The following is a 13323-nucleotide window of genomic DNA, read 5'->3' as shown; positions in this document are numbered from 1 at the left end:
ATGAAAAACGGAAGCTTCCTTCGCCTCGTCCCGGCCCTCGCCGTTTCCCTGCTCGCGTCGCTCGCCGCCGGCTGCTCGAGCGACCCCGTGTTCGTCCGCGGCTCGGAGGTCGAGGGCCTCGACGACCCGCCGATGAGCACGGGCATCGACAAGCGCGACATGGAGCAGCTGCTCCACGAGAACATGAAGCACCTCTTGGCCTCGCCCCTCGCCAAGACGTGGGCCGACGCGGGCGACGATCCCACGCTCGCGATCTTCCCGATGCTCAACGAGACGAGCCAGCACATCGACAGCCAGCTGCAGGCGGTGCTCTCGGACGCCGAGACCTTCATGGTGAACTCGCAGCTCGTCACGGTCGTGAGCCGCGAGCGGCAAAACCAGATGATCGCCGAGGTCGAGCGTCAGCACGGCGGCCAGTTCGATCCGAACCACGCGGCCCAGTACGGCCGTCAGCTCGGCGCGAAGTACTACATGACCGGCAAGGTCTACACCTCGGACGAGCGCACGGCCGGCGGGCGGCGCGTGCAGTACTTCATGTTCATGCAGGTCATCGAGACCGAGACGAGCGCGGTCCGCTGGCAAAACAAGGCGGCCTTCACGAAGGCCCTCATCAACCAGGATTGATATGGGCCCGCTCGTCGGCCTCCGGCGCGCCGCCTGCGTGATCACCTTCGCGCTCGGCGCGCTCGCGAACACGGGCTGCGCCGGGCACGACGTGCGCGTGCGCGACTCGCTCGCCGCGCTCGATCGCGGCTCGATGGAGCAAGCCGTCGCCGCGCTCGATCAGGAGCTCGGCGTGAAGTCGCCGGGCGAGATCCCGCCCGTCTCGCGCGACGAAGCGCTGCTCCTGCTCGACCGCGGCAGCATCCACCTCGCGATGGGAAAGTACGAGCAGGCCTCGCGCGACCTCGGCGCCGCGGATCAGGCCATCGAGGTGCTTGACCTCTCGACGAGCAAAGCAGCCGACATCGGCCGCTACGTGTTCTCGGACGACGCGGGGCCATACAAGGCGCCTGCGTACGAAAAACTCCTGCTGAACACGCTCAACATGCTGAGCTACCTCGCGCGGCACGACCTCAACGGCGCGCGCGTGGAGGCGCGGCGGCTCGCGGTCATGCAGAAGTACATCGAGAGCCTGGGCGACGAGGGCGCGCTGCTCGGGCTCGGGAGTTACCTCGCAGGTTTCACGTACGAGAAGTCGAAGGCGCGCGACGAGGCGCTCCTGCACTACGACGAGGCGCTCGAATACGCGCGCTACAAGTCGCTGCGCGATCCGTTGCGTGCGCTGACGCGCGGGCAGAAGACGACGATCCACGAGGCGGTCGACGCGCTCGTGGAGGGCGCGGAGCCGCTCGCGCCCGTGGAGGAGACAGGCGAGGCGGAGATCCTGGTCGTCGTGGGCTTCGGGCGGGTGCCGCCGAAGACACCGGTGCGGATCCCGATCGGGATGGCGATGCAGATCGTCGGGCAGGAGCTCTCGCCGATGGAGCGCAGGGAGGTCGATTCGCTCGTGCTCCAGGGCGCCGTGGCGTGGATCAACTACCCCACGCTGGGCCAGGGCCGCGGCGGCTACGAGGTGCCGAAGGCGTCGATCGGCGAGGAGATCTTGCCGCTGGAGCAGGCGCTCGACGTGGAAGGCGAGGTGCGGTCGGCCTGGCACAAGCGCGAGGGGACGCTGGTGCTCGCCGCGATCACGCGGCTGCTCGCGCGCACGGCGGCGAGCGTGGCCGTGGCAGGCGCGACGGCAGCAGGGATCAACGCCGCGCAGGACGAGCGGCAGCGCAGAGACGGGAGCGCGGAGGCCGTGGGCATGCTGCTCGGCTTCGCGACGAGCCTGACGATGTCAGCGCTCGACACGCCCGACACGCGCTCGTGGTCGACCCTGCCGGCGCGGATCGCGATCGCGAGGGCGCGTGTGCCCGCGGGGAAGCATGCGATCACGCTCGAAGTGCGGGGGCAGCGCAGAACGTTCGACGTCAAAGTAGACGCGGGCGGCTGGGCGCTCGTGCCGTTCTTCGTGCTTCGCTGATTCGAAGCGACTACTCGAACCGGCGCCCGCTCGCGCAGCCGATGTTGACCGTCAGCTCGAACGTGCCCTCGGACCAGTACTTCGTGATCGCGTCGCTCACGTAACGGAAGCCGGCCTCGACGCCGCCGGGGTCGGCTTCGAGCAGCGCGCGCATGTCGGGGAAGACGATCATCTGCGCGATCGGATCGTCCAGGAACTCCTTGCCGCTGTTGAACGCGACGCCGATGAGCTGCACGTCGACGTCGACCTCGCCGAGCCCGACCTTCTCGAGCTCCTCCGAGAGCGACTCGATCGTCGGACGGCTCGCCGCCGCGACCTCGACGGCCTTGCCGAAATCCGCGAGGTCCTGCCGCAACGCGTACTCGCGCAGCATGTCGTAGATCTCGGGGAACGAGCCGCGCACGGGGAGCGCGACGAGGCCCTGCCCGCCGACGACGAGGATGCGCCGAAGCTCCGCGAGCAGCGCATACCGCGCCTGCGCGCTCACGACCGGATGCACGAGCAGGCCATGCGTGAAGCTCGCGTCCGGCAGCGGCAGCGGCATGCCCGTCGCGAGCTCGAGGCTCACGTTGACGCCCGTCAGCGCCGACGCCTTCGCGCGCGCGAGCGTGAGCGCCTCGGGCGAAGGATCGACGCCGACGATGTTCGCGCCGGGCAGGCGCTCCGCGAGCATGGGCTCGACGTACCCCGTGCGGCAGCCGATGTCGGCCACGGTCGCCGGTGAATACGGGATCACCATGTCCACGGCCGACGTACCGAAATACGTGAGGTACCGCGGGATGATCGATGTGTCGAAGATCGTGGCCTCCGCCCCCGTGAGCGGGGTCCCGAGGCTCACGAAGCTCTCCCGTTCCCGCCGTCTCCTTCGTCCTCACCCACGGCCTCGAGCATCTCGAGCGCTTCCTCGGCGAGCTCGCCGATCGTGACCTCCGTCGTCGCGTCCGAGCCGTCCTCTTCGAGCTCGACGGAGCGCGTGTCGTCGACGAGCGGCTCGATGAGCCGGGCCGACGCCGGGTCGCCGATCTGCACGAGCGCCTCGATCGCAGCCGCGACCGCGTCGGCGTCCTCGTGCTTCAAGAACTGGCCGATCACCTTGGGGACGCCGGGCTCGGGGACCTCGGCGAGGATGTACGGGAGCTCGGGCAACGCGGGCGAGCCGACGGGCAGGCGCCGGAGCGCGCGCTCGATGCCCAGCGCGACCTCCTTGAACCGCTCGAAGCTGAGCTCCTCGAGCTGCTCGCCCGCGGCGCGGCGCGCCTCCGGGTGCTCGGACGACAGGACGTCGATCATCGCGTCGACGACCCGCGGTCCTTGCAGCTCGCCGAGCAGCGACGCGATCCGCACGAGCCGCAGCGCGGACTCGTCCTCGTCGCTCTCCTTGAGGGCGACCGCAATCGCATCGGTGAGCACGTCGAGGAGCGTGCCTTCGGACTTGTCGGCGAGCTCGTCATGCACGCGGCGGACCGTGCGTTCGGCGTCAAAGAGCGCGTTCAGAGACTTTTCGATCGAGGAGCGGTCTTGCACGAAGACAGGAGCTATCAACAGCCTCGCGCTGACGCAAGCCGAGCCGCCCACGGACGCGCTGCAGGGGCCCCCTGAACGTTCGTAGGGCGCCGTCCTCGGCGGAGGCGCCCGTCCTCGACTCGAACAGCGCCTCGGCCTGGGCTATAGCCATGGACGATGCAGCCGCTCGTCCGGGCCGCCGCCCTCGCCGCCCTGCTCGCGGCCCTCGGTGCGCTCGGGAAAACCCCCAGGCGAAAGGCGCCCGAGGCCGCGCCAACGCCCTCCACCGTCGCGCCGGGCGTGGCCGCGTCGTGTGGCCCGCGCACGTTGCCCGAGGGCGACGTGTGCATCCCCCTGCCCCCGCCGGGTCGGGCGCAGCCAGACGGCCAGGACGAGCTCGCCGAGGGCCCGGAGGCCGCGACGGAGCGGAGCACGCTCGTGCCGCGTCGGCCGGAGCGGCCCGTCGAGGTCGCGGCGTACCGCTTCCCGCTCGCGGCCGAGGCAACGCCGTCGGTGCTCGCGGGGCTCGATCGACCCTTCGGCCTCTCGCTCGAAGCGGGCGACGTCGCGCCTGGGCCCGGCGCCGTGCTCCTCGATGCGTCGAGCGGAGATGCGGTCGTGTCGCTCGCGCTCGAAGGGCAGGAGGGCCCGGCGGAGGTCGCGTTCGTCGGGGAGATGCTCGGCGCGACGGTCGTCACGGCGCACCTCGTGCGCGACGGAGGCCGTCTGCGGCAGGTGCTCCTCGTGCACGGCAACCTCGATCGGCCGAGCGAACGTGCGGTCGTCGGCGCGCCGCTCGAAGCGGGTGACGAGCTCGGCTTCGTCGGTGACAGCGCGTTCCGCGGTCGCCCCGGCCTCTACCTCGAAGCGCGCCAGCTCCGCGAAGGCACGAGCCTCGGCGGCCTCGACGCCGCGCGGCTCCGGAAGGACATCGTCAGCGTCCCCGTCGACGTGCGCAACGCGCTGCCCCTGCGCTGATCTCAGGGCGCCAGCTTGTAGCCGTGTCCGTACACCGTCAGGATGTGCTGCGGTTTGTCCGGGGACTTCTCGACCTTCTTGCGCAGCTTGACGATGAAGTTGTCGACGGTGCGGTTCGTCGGTGAACCCTCGATGCCCCAGACCTTCTGCAAGATCTCCTCGCGCGAGACGGGCTGGCCGACGCGCTCGTAGAGCAGGCGCAAGAGCTCGACCTCGTAGAACGAGAGCGGGCTCGACTTCGTGCCGCGCGCGACCGTGTGGGTCGTCATGTTGATCTTGGCCTGCCCGATCGTGAAGATCTCGGGCGTCGGATCCCCAGGCCCGCGCGTGGTGCGGCGGAAGATCGCGCGCATGCGGGCGATGAGCTCGCCGACGCTGAAGGGCTTCGTGACGTAGTCGTCAGCGCCCGCGTCGAGGCCGCGGATCTTGTCGAGCTCCTGGCCACGCGCCGTGAGGATGATGATCGGGATGAACGCATCCCAGCGGCGCAGCTCCTCGCAGACCTTGAACCCGTTCGTGTCGGGCAGCATCAGGTCGAGCAGGACCGCCTGCGGCTTCTCCTGCCGCGCGAGCTGCACGCCCGCGTTGCCCGTGCCGGCCGAGACGACGGAGAACCCCTCGAACTCGAGCGCGTCGGTCAGGCCGAGGACGATGTGGGGTTCGTCCTCGATGATCAGGATCTTCTTCTTCGACGTCACCTCGGGGCGCCGTCTTATCACAAAACGCGACGAGGCCCGATGCCGGGCCTCGTCACGTTACGGTCTCAGGAGGTCAGGTGCGGTCGAGCTCAGCCGCCGCCCGTATCACCCGAGCAGGTGATGAACAGCGTCGAGCCCGGCTGCGCCTCGCCCTTGCCGACGAAGCGGATGATGCGCTTCTCGTTCGCCGGGCAATCCTGGACGATCTCGACGTTGCCGGTCGGGGGCGTGGTCGTCCCGTCGACGTAGCACCAGCCGTTGACCGGCTGGCCGTTGAGCTGCGGCTCCTCGCTCGCGTCGTCCTGGCAGGCCGCGCGCGCGTCTTGCGTGCCCTCCTCCACGCCGAGCTGCGTGATCTCGCAGAAGCAGTCCCAGCCGGCCTTCGCCGCCGCCGGATCCGCCTTCGCGAGCTCGACCGCCTTCGCCTTCGGGCCCTCGCTCGGGATGTCGGTGCGAGCCAAGGCCGGGTCGCAGACGCAACCGGCACCCTGCGTGTTGCGCGCCTCGAGGATGAGGCACGGCACGTTGCCGCTGCCGTCGGGCGTGAGCGTACGGGGCAGGCACTGGCCCTTGAGGGCGCTCTTCAGGCGGTCGATGATCGAGCCGATGGCCGGGCGATACCCGAAGTCCGGCTTGTCGAGGTCGACGTCCTCGATCTTCGCGGGGCACACGGAGGCGACGATGCCCTGATCGCCGAGGTCACGCATGACCTCGAGCGGACGGATGCCGGGGTACGCCTTCGCGCGGACCTGGAGCGTCGGCGCGTTGCCGTTGTTCGGGTCCTGCTGGCAGAGGGGGTTGTCGTTGTTCGCCTCGAAGCAGTCGCAGGCCGTGAGGTTCGTGTTCGTGCAGTCGAGCTGACTCGCGGCGGGCAGCGGGAAGATGCACGCGTACTGGAGGTCGTCGTTCGCGATCGTCCACTCGTGGCCGTTCAGCGGGTTCGCGTTCGGCGTGGAGGCATCGGCGAGCGGATCGCCCGTGATCGGGTTCGTGCCCGTGCGCTTCGTGACCGACTCGATCATGAGCGGATCGAGCGGCTTGTTGCCCGTCTTCTCGCTGCCGAGGATGACGTCCCAGGTCGACTCGCCGCTCGCGCCGATGGGCGCGTTGAGCTCGTTCGCGTTCTTGAAGCCCTTCGACAGGTCGGTCTTGTCGCGGGCGATGTCCTGCCAGGGCACGCCGACGATACCGGCGAAGAACACGAGGCCGGCGTCGCGGATGTTCGTGATGTCGTCCTGGGGGTTCAGGTCCGAGAAGATCGGGTTCGGGACGAGGTCACCCGCGCGGTTCGGGATGTCCGCGGCCGAGAACGCCTGGACGTAGCGCGAGGTCGGGTAGAGGAAGTCGATGCCGAAGCGGCGCTTCTGATCCCAGCAGCGCAGGTTGATGTCGTCCTCCTCGAGGCTGAGCACCGCATTGCCGCCCTGCGGGTTCACGCAGGTCGGATCGTCGGGGCAGCTACCCTTGTCCATGCCGCACGACTTGCAGCACGGGTCGTTCGGATCGGCGGCGCACTCCTGGCGCGCGCGCGGCATGCGCACGTTCGTGTTGCCGATCTGGAGCTGACCGACGTAGTAGAACTGGCCGTACTCCTTGATCGAGCAGTCGTTCTCGTCGGTGAGCATGACGATCGCGAGCAGCGAGTCGGGCCGCATGAACTCGGCGCGCTGCTGCAGGAGGATCGTGTCCGTGCCGTCGGGCGTGGCGCGGTTGTTGACGATGGAGATCGTCTCGTACGGCTCGGGGTCCGCGAGGAAGCGGTAGATGCTCTCGAGCTGGGACTCGTAACCGCAGCCGATCTGGCCCGTGCCGATGACCATGTCGCGCAGGTCTTGCTGCAGGCTCGGGATGTCGGCCTCGCCGAGCGGCGAGAGCTTCTGCTCCGGATCCCAGGCGAGGAAGCCCTTGTCCGTGCTGCCCGTGCCGTACGGATAGGTGTCGACCGAGGCGCCGCCGCACTGGTTGAGGCGCGAGAGCAGGTGACCCTTGTCGTTGTTCGTCGTGTTCGGCTGCGGCGAGCACTCCTTGCTGCTCGCGATGGAGTTCGGACACGAGTCGGCGCCGTGGCCGCCGATGCTGGAGCTGATGACGCCGATGTGGATGTCGAGGATCGGCTGGAACTCGCGCTTGGTGCCAGCGGGGCAGTCCTGCGTCGGGTAGCTCGGCTGCTGCATCGCGGACACGGGCACGCCGTTGTCGTCGACGCAGCGCGGGTTCACGAGGCCCGCCACGAGGTCGGGCACCGCGAGCGCGAGGATTTGCTGCTTGTCGGCCATCGACCGCGAGTTGTCGATGGCGAGGAGGATGTCGATCTTGTCGACCGAGCTCTGGGTGAGCCGCTCGACGATCGTGGCCGTGATACGGGGCTCGACGGGCTCGATCGGGCGATCGAGGCAGCCTGCGGCGCCAGCCGCCATGGTGGCTACGACCATCGAGAGGGCCGCTCGGGCCGCGCGCTTCCCCAGGAAGCTTTTCTGACGCTGTAAGCCTTTCATGCTGAGCTCCTTAGCCGACCTTACGCTGGGCTCGTCCCAGAAACGGAGTTGCCGCGACGAACGGTTCCATGCTGCCGGGCCCGTCCGTGATCGATGGCCTCGATGCTAGGGATGTCCCGCGAACGCGTCAATTCGAGATCCGGCCTCGGAACGGCCCTTTTGCAGAAAAGCCGGCGATCAAACGGGGGGCTACGCAACGGCCATGCCGACCCGCGATCCTGACCTGCGTGGAGATCCTGCTCTTTCAACTGCCAACTCAGTTGGCGCAATGGACAACGAGCGAGCCGGTCCGGGACCGGAGGCCGAGGACCCGGACAGCCGCACGCGCGGGTCTCGCCGCGCCCCCGCGATCCTGCTTGCGGGCGAGCGGCTCCTCTGGCTGATTGGCGCCCGATGATGCGAGTCGCCGTCGCGATGCTGCCCGAGGTGCGAGAGCTCCTCGCTGAAGATCCCGCGCAGATCGGCGCCTTGCTCGAAGAGATCCACGACGAGGACCTCGCCGACCTGCTCGGCATGCTCGAAGAGCACGAAGCGGCCCTCATCCTCAAGACGCTGAAGCCCGAGGAGGCCGCGCCGATCTTCGAGCGCCTCGACGAGGATCAGCAGGAGGCGCTCGTCGAGGAGCTCGGCGTCGAGAACGCCGCGCCGATCGTCTCGGAGATGGCCGCCGACGAGCGGACCGACCTCATCGAGGCGCTGCCCGAGGAGGTCGGCGACAACCTGCTCGAGTCGCTCGAGAAGGTCGATCCCGAGGCCGCCGCCGAGGTCGAGGAGCTCGCGAAGTGGCCCGAGGACAGCGCCGGCGGCCTGATGACCACCGACTACGTCTCGGTGCCGCCCTCGCTCACCGTCGCCGAGGCGATCGAGAGCATCCGCAAGTCGTCCCAGGACGCCGAGACGATTTATTACGTCTACGTACTTTCGGACGACGAGCGCCTCCTCGGCATCGTGTCGCTCCGTGATCTCTTGCTCGCCGCGCCCACGGACCGGATCACCGACGTGATGACGGAGAACATCTTCGCGCTGAGCCCCGAGACCGATCAGGAGGAGGTCGCGCGGAAGATGGCGAAGTACGACTTCGCCGCGATGCCCGTGGTCGGGCCGGATCGAAAGCTGCTCGGCGTGATCACGGTCGACGACGTGATGGACGTGCTCACGCAGGAGCAGACCGAGGACATGCAGCGCCTCGGCGCCGTCGAGCCGATCGAGGAAGGTTACTTCCAGACGAGCTTCTGGACCTTCTTCACGAAGCGCGCGCCGTGGCTCGCCGCGCTGCTCGTGAGCGAGTTCATCACGGGCACGGTGCTCCGGCACTACGACGCGATCATCGAGGCCGTCTCGAAGCTCGCCTACTACGTGCCGATGCTCATCTCGACGGGCGGCAACACGGGCTCGCAGTCGTCGTCGCTCATCATCCGGGGCCTCGCCGTGGGCGACGTGAAGCCGACGGACTGGAAGCGCGTCATCGTGCGCGAGATCGGCCAGGGCGTGGTGCTCGGCCTGATGCTCGCGATCATCGGCATGACGCGCATCTACCTCTGGGGCGACGGCTACGCGCTGATGTTCACGGTCGGCATCACGTTGATGGGCATCGTGATCATGGGCTGCACGGTGGGCTCGATGCTGCCGCTCTTCCTGCGCAAGCTCGGCCTCGATCCGGCGACGAGCTCGACGCCGTTCATCGCCACGCTGATCGACGTGCTCGGGATCCTGATCTATCTGAACGTGGCCAAGCTCCTGCTCGCCGAGGTGATCGCGCAGGCCGCAAAGACCGCGCACTGACGAACGCCGCGCGGACGAACGAGCCGAGCGGGATCCGAAAAACGAACAAATGGGAGAGGCACGCCTCTCCCTTGACGCTCGGTGCGGAACAAGGGAGACCGGAGGCCGCACACGGTCGCGTGTCGCGGAGCGTCGTAAGGAAGGACAAGTCGATGGCGGAAGGCTTCAATCGCGTCATGTTGCTCGGAAATCTGGGCGCGGATCCCGAGCTTCGGTTCACCCAGGGTGGCCAGGCCGTGCTCAACCTCCGCCTCGCCACGACCGAGAGTTACCTCGACAAAGACAAGGTCCGCCGCGAGCGCACCGACTGGCACAACGTCGTCGTGTGGGGCAAGCGCGGCGAGGCGCTGGCGAAGATCCTCGGCAAGGGGACGTCGCTCTTCGTCGAGGGCTCGCTGCGCACGTCGAGCTACGACGATCGCGACGGCAACAAGCGCTACAAGACCGAGGTCATCGCGAACAACGTGATCCTCGCCAGCCGCGGTCGCGGCGCGCCCGCCGGCGAAGACATGGGCCCGCCCGCCGACTTCTCCGGCCCGCCCGCGCGCGGTGGTGGCGGCGGCGGCGATTACGGCGACTTCAGCGGCGGTGGCGGCGGCGGTGGTGGTCGCAGCGGCGGCGGCGGCGGTGGCGGCTACGGCGGCGGTCGCGGCGGTGGTGGCGGCGGCGCCGGTGGTGGCGGTCGTGGCGGCGGTGGCGGTGGTGGCGGCGGTCGTCCCGCGCCGGATCCCGGGCCTCCGGCGGATGATTTCGGCTACGACGGCGGCGACGACATCCCGTTCTGATCTCAGGGCCGAGGTCGCGGTCGCCGCGCGAGCAGCACCGCGACCAGGAGCACGCCGATCCCCAGGCCGAGCAAGGCCGCCTCCCGCGGCCGCTCGGCTGCCATCAAGATCGTACGCACAAGCAAGCTCGGCGGCGGCGGCGGCACGAGCGATGCGAGCTCGGCGCTCGCCACGAGCTCGGCGCAGCGCTCGCTCGCTCGTGGCTCCTCGCAGACGAACGTACACAGCACAGCTTCGCTCGCGGCGCCCTCGAAGCCGAGCACGTGCCGGCCCCGGAGCACGACGGGCGTCTCGCCGCGCGTCCCCTGCCCCGTGAGCGCTTGCTCGAAGCGGCCCTCGTGCCGCGTGATGCCCTCGGCGTCCCAGCGGTCGAGCGTGATGCCATCCGACGCCGCGCCCCGCGCGATCGACGTCGCCATGCCGAGCACGATCTCTTCCACGCCCGGCGCGAACCGATCCGACGGCGCCTCCACGCACGCGACGCGGAGCCGCAGGCCCGCCTCGTCCACGAAGCCACGCCGGAGCCCAACGCGCGCGCCTTTCAGGCTCGACACCACGATCTGCGGCAGCGCCTCGGCGCGCTCCTCCGTCGCGCCCGCGGGCACGCCGAAGCGCACGATGGCCCCGCCGGAGAGCGCCTCCTCGCGCCGCTCGGTCATCGCGCGCCGCTCTAGCTCTTCTTGCCCGGGGCCTTGGGCTCGTCGAGCTCACGCATCATCGCGACGAGCTCGCTGCGGATGTCGAGCAGCGCCTCGCGCATCTTGCGCGCTTGCTCCACGCTCGGATCGTCCTCGCCCGGCGGCTCGATGCCGCCTTCGCGCAGCTTGCGGCGCGCGCCCGCGATCGTGAAGCGGTGCGCGTAGAGCAGGTCCTTCACCTTGAGGAGCGTCTCCACGTCGCGACGTGAATAGACACGCTGCCCTTTGGCGGACTTCTGCGGCCGGATGGAGCGGAACTCGCTCTCCCAGTAACGGAGCACGTGCGGCTCGACGCCGACGATCCCGGCGACCTCTCCGATGCGGTAGTAGAGCTTCGCAGGAAGCTCTCGGCGCCCGGACAAGCCGCTCACTCCTCCGCGACGGCAGAAGCCGTGGCGCCGCTCGTCCCAGCGACGCGCGGGTTCAGCGCGTGCTTCAGGATCTGGCTCGCCTTGAAGGAGAGGACACGGCGCTCGGTGATCACGATCGGATCACCCGTCTGCGGGTTGCGGCCCTGACGCTGGCGTTTGTCGCGCAGAACGAAATTGCCGAAGCCCGAGATCTTGATCTTCTCCCCGCGACCGAGGGTCTCCTTCATCGTCTCGAAGACGAGGTCGACGAGGTCCGCCGACTCCTTCTTCGAGAACCCCCCGAGCCGACCGTAGACGGCTTGTACGATTTCGGCCTTGGTCATAGACGAAGTCCCGCCCTTGCGAGGCCGAGGATAAAAGCCCGGGCCCGGAATATCCAGGGGGGAGTGATGTGGAGTTGCGAGGGAGGGCGCCGCGGCGGCGCGTGAGGGAGGGAACCGCGATCAGGCAGCGAGCTTGCCGACGGGCTGCTCGGCAGCCGTGGGCTCGCTCGGGCGCTCGCTCGACGCACCGAGGAGCATCGGCGCGGCCTCGCGGCGGCGCGTCGACTGCTCGTGCGCCACGAGCATCGCCACGTAGCCGTAGCCAATCGTGAAGAGCGCCGCGAACGGCGTGGCGAAGTAGTGGCCCGTCTGGATCGAGGCGACCGTCGAGCCGAACGAGAGCAGGCAGAGGCCCGTCTCGAGGAGCGGGAGGTCGGCGCGGGCGCGGTAGCGGCCCTTGTTCGTGCCGTGCTTCGGGGTCCGGACGAACTCACCGGCCATGTGGCGCATGCCCTCGAAGACCGCCTTCGAGAGGTGCGGCGCGAGGCCCGTGCCGAGGGCGATGAGCATCGGCAGCCGCGTGAGCACGTTCGCGCGGCTCCGGCCCTGGGCCGCCTCGGCGAACATGTAGAACGCCGCGAGCGAGCCCGTCGTCGCCACGCAGAGCGGCAGGTCGACGATGAGCATCGTGAGCGTGTCCGTGGCCGGCAGGAGCACGAGCGCGGGCAGGAGCAGCACGCTCAGCGTCACCATGAGCGGGTAGGCGAAGTGCGGCGTGAGGTGGAAGAGCGCCTCGATGCGCTGCGCGAGGCTGATGTCCGAGGAGAGCACACGCTTCAGGAGCTTGCGGGCCGTCTGCACGGTGCCCTTCGCCCAGCGGTACTGCTGCGCGCGGAGCGCCGAGACGTCCTCGGGCAGCTCCGACGGCGAGACCACGTCCTCGCGGTAGACGAACTTCCAGCCCGCGAGCTGCGCGCGGTAGGAGAGGTCGAGGTCCTCGGTGAGCGTGTCGTGCTGCCAGCCGCCGGCCTCGTGGATCGCGTTCTTGCGCCACATGCCGCCGGTGCCCGAGAAGTTGAAGAGCAGGCCGGCGCCGTAACGCGCGCGGTTCTCGACGAGGTGGTGGCCGTCGAGCATGAGCGCCTGGACCTTCGTGAGCACCGAGTGCTCGCGGTTCAGGTGGCCCCAGCGCGTCTGGACCATGCCGATCTTCGGGTCCGCGAAGTGACCCACGATGCTGCGAACGAACGAGGGCTGCGGGATGAAGTCCGCGTCGAAGATGGCGACGAGGTCGCCCTTCGCGACCTTGAGGCCCTCGTCGAGCGCGCCCGCCTTGTAGCCGACGCGGTTCGTCCGGTGCAGGTAGACGGCGTCGATGCCGCGCTCGCGCAGGCGGTCGACGTGCGCGCGGACGAGCGCCTGCGTCTCGTCGGTCGAATCGTCGAGGACCTGGATCTCGAGCTTGTCCGCCGGGTAGTCCATGCGCGCGGTCGCCTCGAGCAGGCGCGCGGCGACGGTGGACTCGTTGAACAGCGGGAGCTGGATCGTCACGCGAGGCAGGTCTTCTTCGGCCACGTGGGGCATTTGCTTCGCGCGCTCGATCTGGCGGCGATGCCGCAGGCACAGCACCACGAGGTGCAGCCGGTGCAGACCGTAAGCGCTGAGAGCGAGGAGGACGGCGAAGTACAGGACGACGAGCATCGTGTGGAGCATCGTGCGCG

Annotated in this window: 13 protein-coding genes; 5 read left to right on the top strand and 8 right to left on the bottom strand. The window is 69.2% G+C overall.

Features of this window, described 5'->3' with window-relative positions:
* The gene (locus tag QHF85_RS04545) at window positions 1–624 is read left to right on the top strand and encodes a penicillin-binding protein activator LpoB (protein WP_281325799.1); all 624 of its coding nucleotides are present in this window, start codon (window positions 1–3) and stop codon (window positions 622–624) included.
* 1 nt (window position 625) lies between these two features.
* Window positions 626–2029, top strand: coding sequence for a hypothetical protein (locus tag QHF85_RS04540; RefSeq protein WP_281325798.1), 1404 nt, complete (start codon window positions 626–628; stop codon window positions 2027–2029).
* Between the two features lie 10 nt (window positions 2030–2039).
* Here QHF85_RS04540 and QHF85_RS04535 read toward each other — a convergent pair whose 3' ends face one another.
* The gene (locus QHF85_RS04535; protein ID WP_281325797.1) at window positions 2040–2867 is read right to left on the bottom strand and encodes a class I SAM-dependent methyltransferase; all 828 of its coding nucleotides are present in this window, start codon (window positions 2865–2867) and stop codon (window positions 2040–2042) included.
* A complete protein-coding gene (locus QHF85_RS04530) occupies window positions 2864–3553 on the bottom strand; it encodes a hypothetical protein (RefSeq protein WP_281325796.1) in 690 nt (229 codons plus the stop codon). The genes QHF85_RS04535 and QHF85_RS04530 overlap by 4 nt, the downstream gene beginning before the upstream one ends.
* Before the next feature lie 156 nt (window positions 3554–3709).
* Between QHF85_RS04530 and QHF85_RS04525 the strand changes: the two genes are divergently transcribed.
* Entirely contained in the window at window positions 3710–4510 is an 801-nt protein-coding gene (locus QHF85_RS04525) for a hypothetical protein (RefSeq protein WP_281325795.1), read from the top strand.
* A 2-nt stretch (window positions 4511–4512) separates the two neighbouring features.
* Here the strand turns inward: QHF85_RS04525 and QHF85_RS04520 are convergent, their stop codons facing one another.
* Window positions 4513–5208 carry a response regulator transcription factor gene (locus QHF85_RS04520; RefSeq protein ID WP_281325794.1) on the bottom strand — a complete coding sequence of 232 codons (696 nt, stop codon included), beginning with the start codon at window positions 5206–5208 and terminating at the stop codon, window positions 4513–4515.
* 89 nt (window positions 5209–5297) lie between these two features.
* Window positions 5298–7703 (bottom strand): hypothetical protein, encoded by a 2406-nt coding sequence (locus tag QHF85_RS04515; protein ID WP_281325793.1) that lies wholly within the window; start codon window positions 7701–7703, stop codon window positions 5298–5300.
* 393 nt (window positions 7704–8096) lie between these two features.
* Between QHF85_RS04515 and mgtE the strand changes: the two genes are divergently transcribed.
* Window positions 8097–9485: a magnesium transporter gene (gene mgtE / locus QHF85_RS04510; RefSeq protein ID WP_281325792.1), complete on the top strand. Its 1389-nt coding sequence runs from the start codon at window positions 8097–8099 to the stop codon at window positions 9483–9485.
* 152 nt (window positions 9486–9637) lie between these two features.
* A complete protein-coding gene (ssb, locus tag QHF85_RS04505) occupies window positions 9638–10270 on the top strand; it encodes a single-stranded DNA-binding protein (protein ID WP_281325791.1) in 633 nt (210 codons plus the stop codon).
* Between the two features lie 2 nt (window positions 10271–10272).
* Here ssb and QHF85_RS04500 read toward each other — a convergent pair whose 3' ends face one another.
* The 4 genes from QHF85_RS04500 to QHF85_RS04485 all read right to left on the bottom strand — a co-directional run bounded on the left by QHF85_RS04500 (window position 10273) and on the right by QHF85_RS04485 (window position 13315).
* On the bottom strand, window positions 10273–10929 hold the full coding sequence (locus tag QHF85_RS04500) for a hypothetical protein (protein ID WP_281325790.1): 657 nt from the start codon (window positions 10927–10929) through the stop codon (window positions 10273–10275).
* A gap of 11 nt (window positions 10930–10940) precedes the next feature.
* Window positions 10941–11339 (bottom strand): MerR family transcriptional regulator, encoded by a 399-nt coding sequence (locus QHF85_RS04495; RefSeq protein WP_348652714.1) that lies wholly within the window; start codon window positions 11337–11339, stop codon window positions 10941–10943.
* Window positions 11336–11662: an integration host factor subunit alpha gene (locus QHF85_RS04490; protein ID WP_281325788.1), complete on the bottom strand. Its 327-nt coding sequence runs from the start codon at window positions 11660–11662 to the stop codon at window positions 11336–11338. Before QHF85_RS04490 ends, QHF85_RS04495 begins: the two co-directional genes overlap by 4 nt.
* 120 nt (window positions 11663–11782) lie before the next feature.
* Window positions 11783–13315 carry a cellulose synthase family protein gene (locus tag QHF85_RS04485; RefSeq protein ID WP_281325787.1) on the bottom strand — a complete coding sequence of 511 codons (1533 nt, stop codon included), beginning with the start codon at window positions 13313–13315 and terminating at the stop codon, window positions 11783–11785.
* Window positions 13316–13323: the final 8 nt, after the last annotated feature.

Origin of the sequence: Polyangium sp. 6x1 (assembly GCF_029946515.1) — a bacterium.
Classification (GTDB): domain Bacteria; phylum Myxococcota_A; class Polyangia; order Polyangiales; family Polyangiaceae; genus Polyangium.
The sequence above is the reverse complement of the archived record's forward strand: the minus strand, read 5'-3'. Positions and strand labels throughout refer to the sequence as shown.

Bases quoted from the DNA above. Each gene is read 5' to 3' on its own strand.
- QHF85_RS04545 (WP_281325799.1), top strand. From the start codon at position 1: ATGAAAAACGGAAGCTTCCTTCGCCTCGTCCCGGCCCTCGCCGTTTCC.
- QHF85_RS04540 (WP_281325798.1), top strand. From the start codon at position 626: ATGGGCCCGCTCGTCGGCCTCCGGCGCGCCGCCTGCGTGATCACCTTC.
- QHF85_RS04525 (WP_281325795.1), top strand. From the start codon at position 3,710: ATGCAGCCGCTCGTCCGGGCCGCCGCCCTCGCCGCCCTGCTCGCGGCC.
- QHF85_RS04515 (WP_281325793.1), bottom strand. From the start codon at position 7,703: ATGAAAGGCTTACAGCGTCAGAAAAGCTTCCTGGGGAAGCGCGCGGCC.
- mgtE (WP_281325792.1), top strand. From the start codon at position 8,097: ATGATGCGAGTCGCCGTCGCGATGCTGCCCGAGGTGCGAGAGCTCCTC.
- ssb (WP_281325791.1), top strand. From the start codon at position 9,638: ATGGCGGAAGGCTTCAATCGCGTCATGTTGCTCGGAAATCTGGGCGCG.
- QHF85_RS04500 (WP_281325790.1), bottom strand. From the start codon at position 10,929: ATGACCGAGCGGCGCGAGGAGGCGCTCTCCGGCGGGGCCATCGTGCGC.
- QHF85_RS04490 (WP_281325788.1), bottom strand. From the start codon at position 11,662: ATGACCAAGGCCGAAATCGTACAAGCCGTCTACGGTCGGCTCGGGGGG.
- QHF85_RS04485 (WP_281325787.1), bottom strand. From the start codon at position 13,315: ATGCTCCACACGATGCTCGTCGTCCTGTACTTCGCCGTCCTCCTCGCT.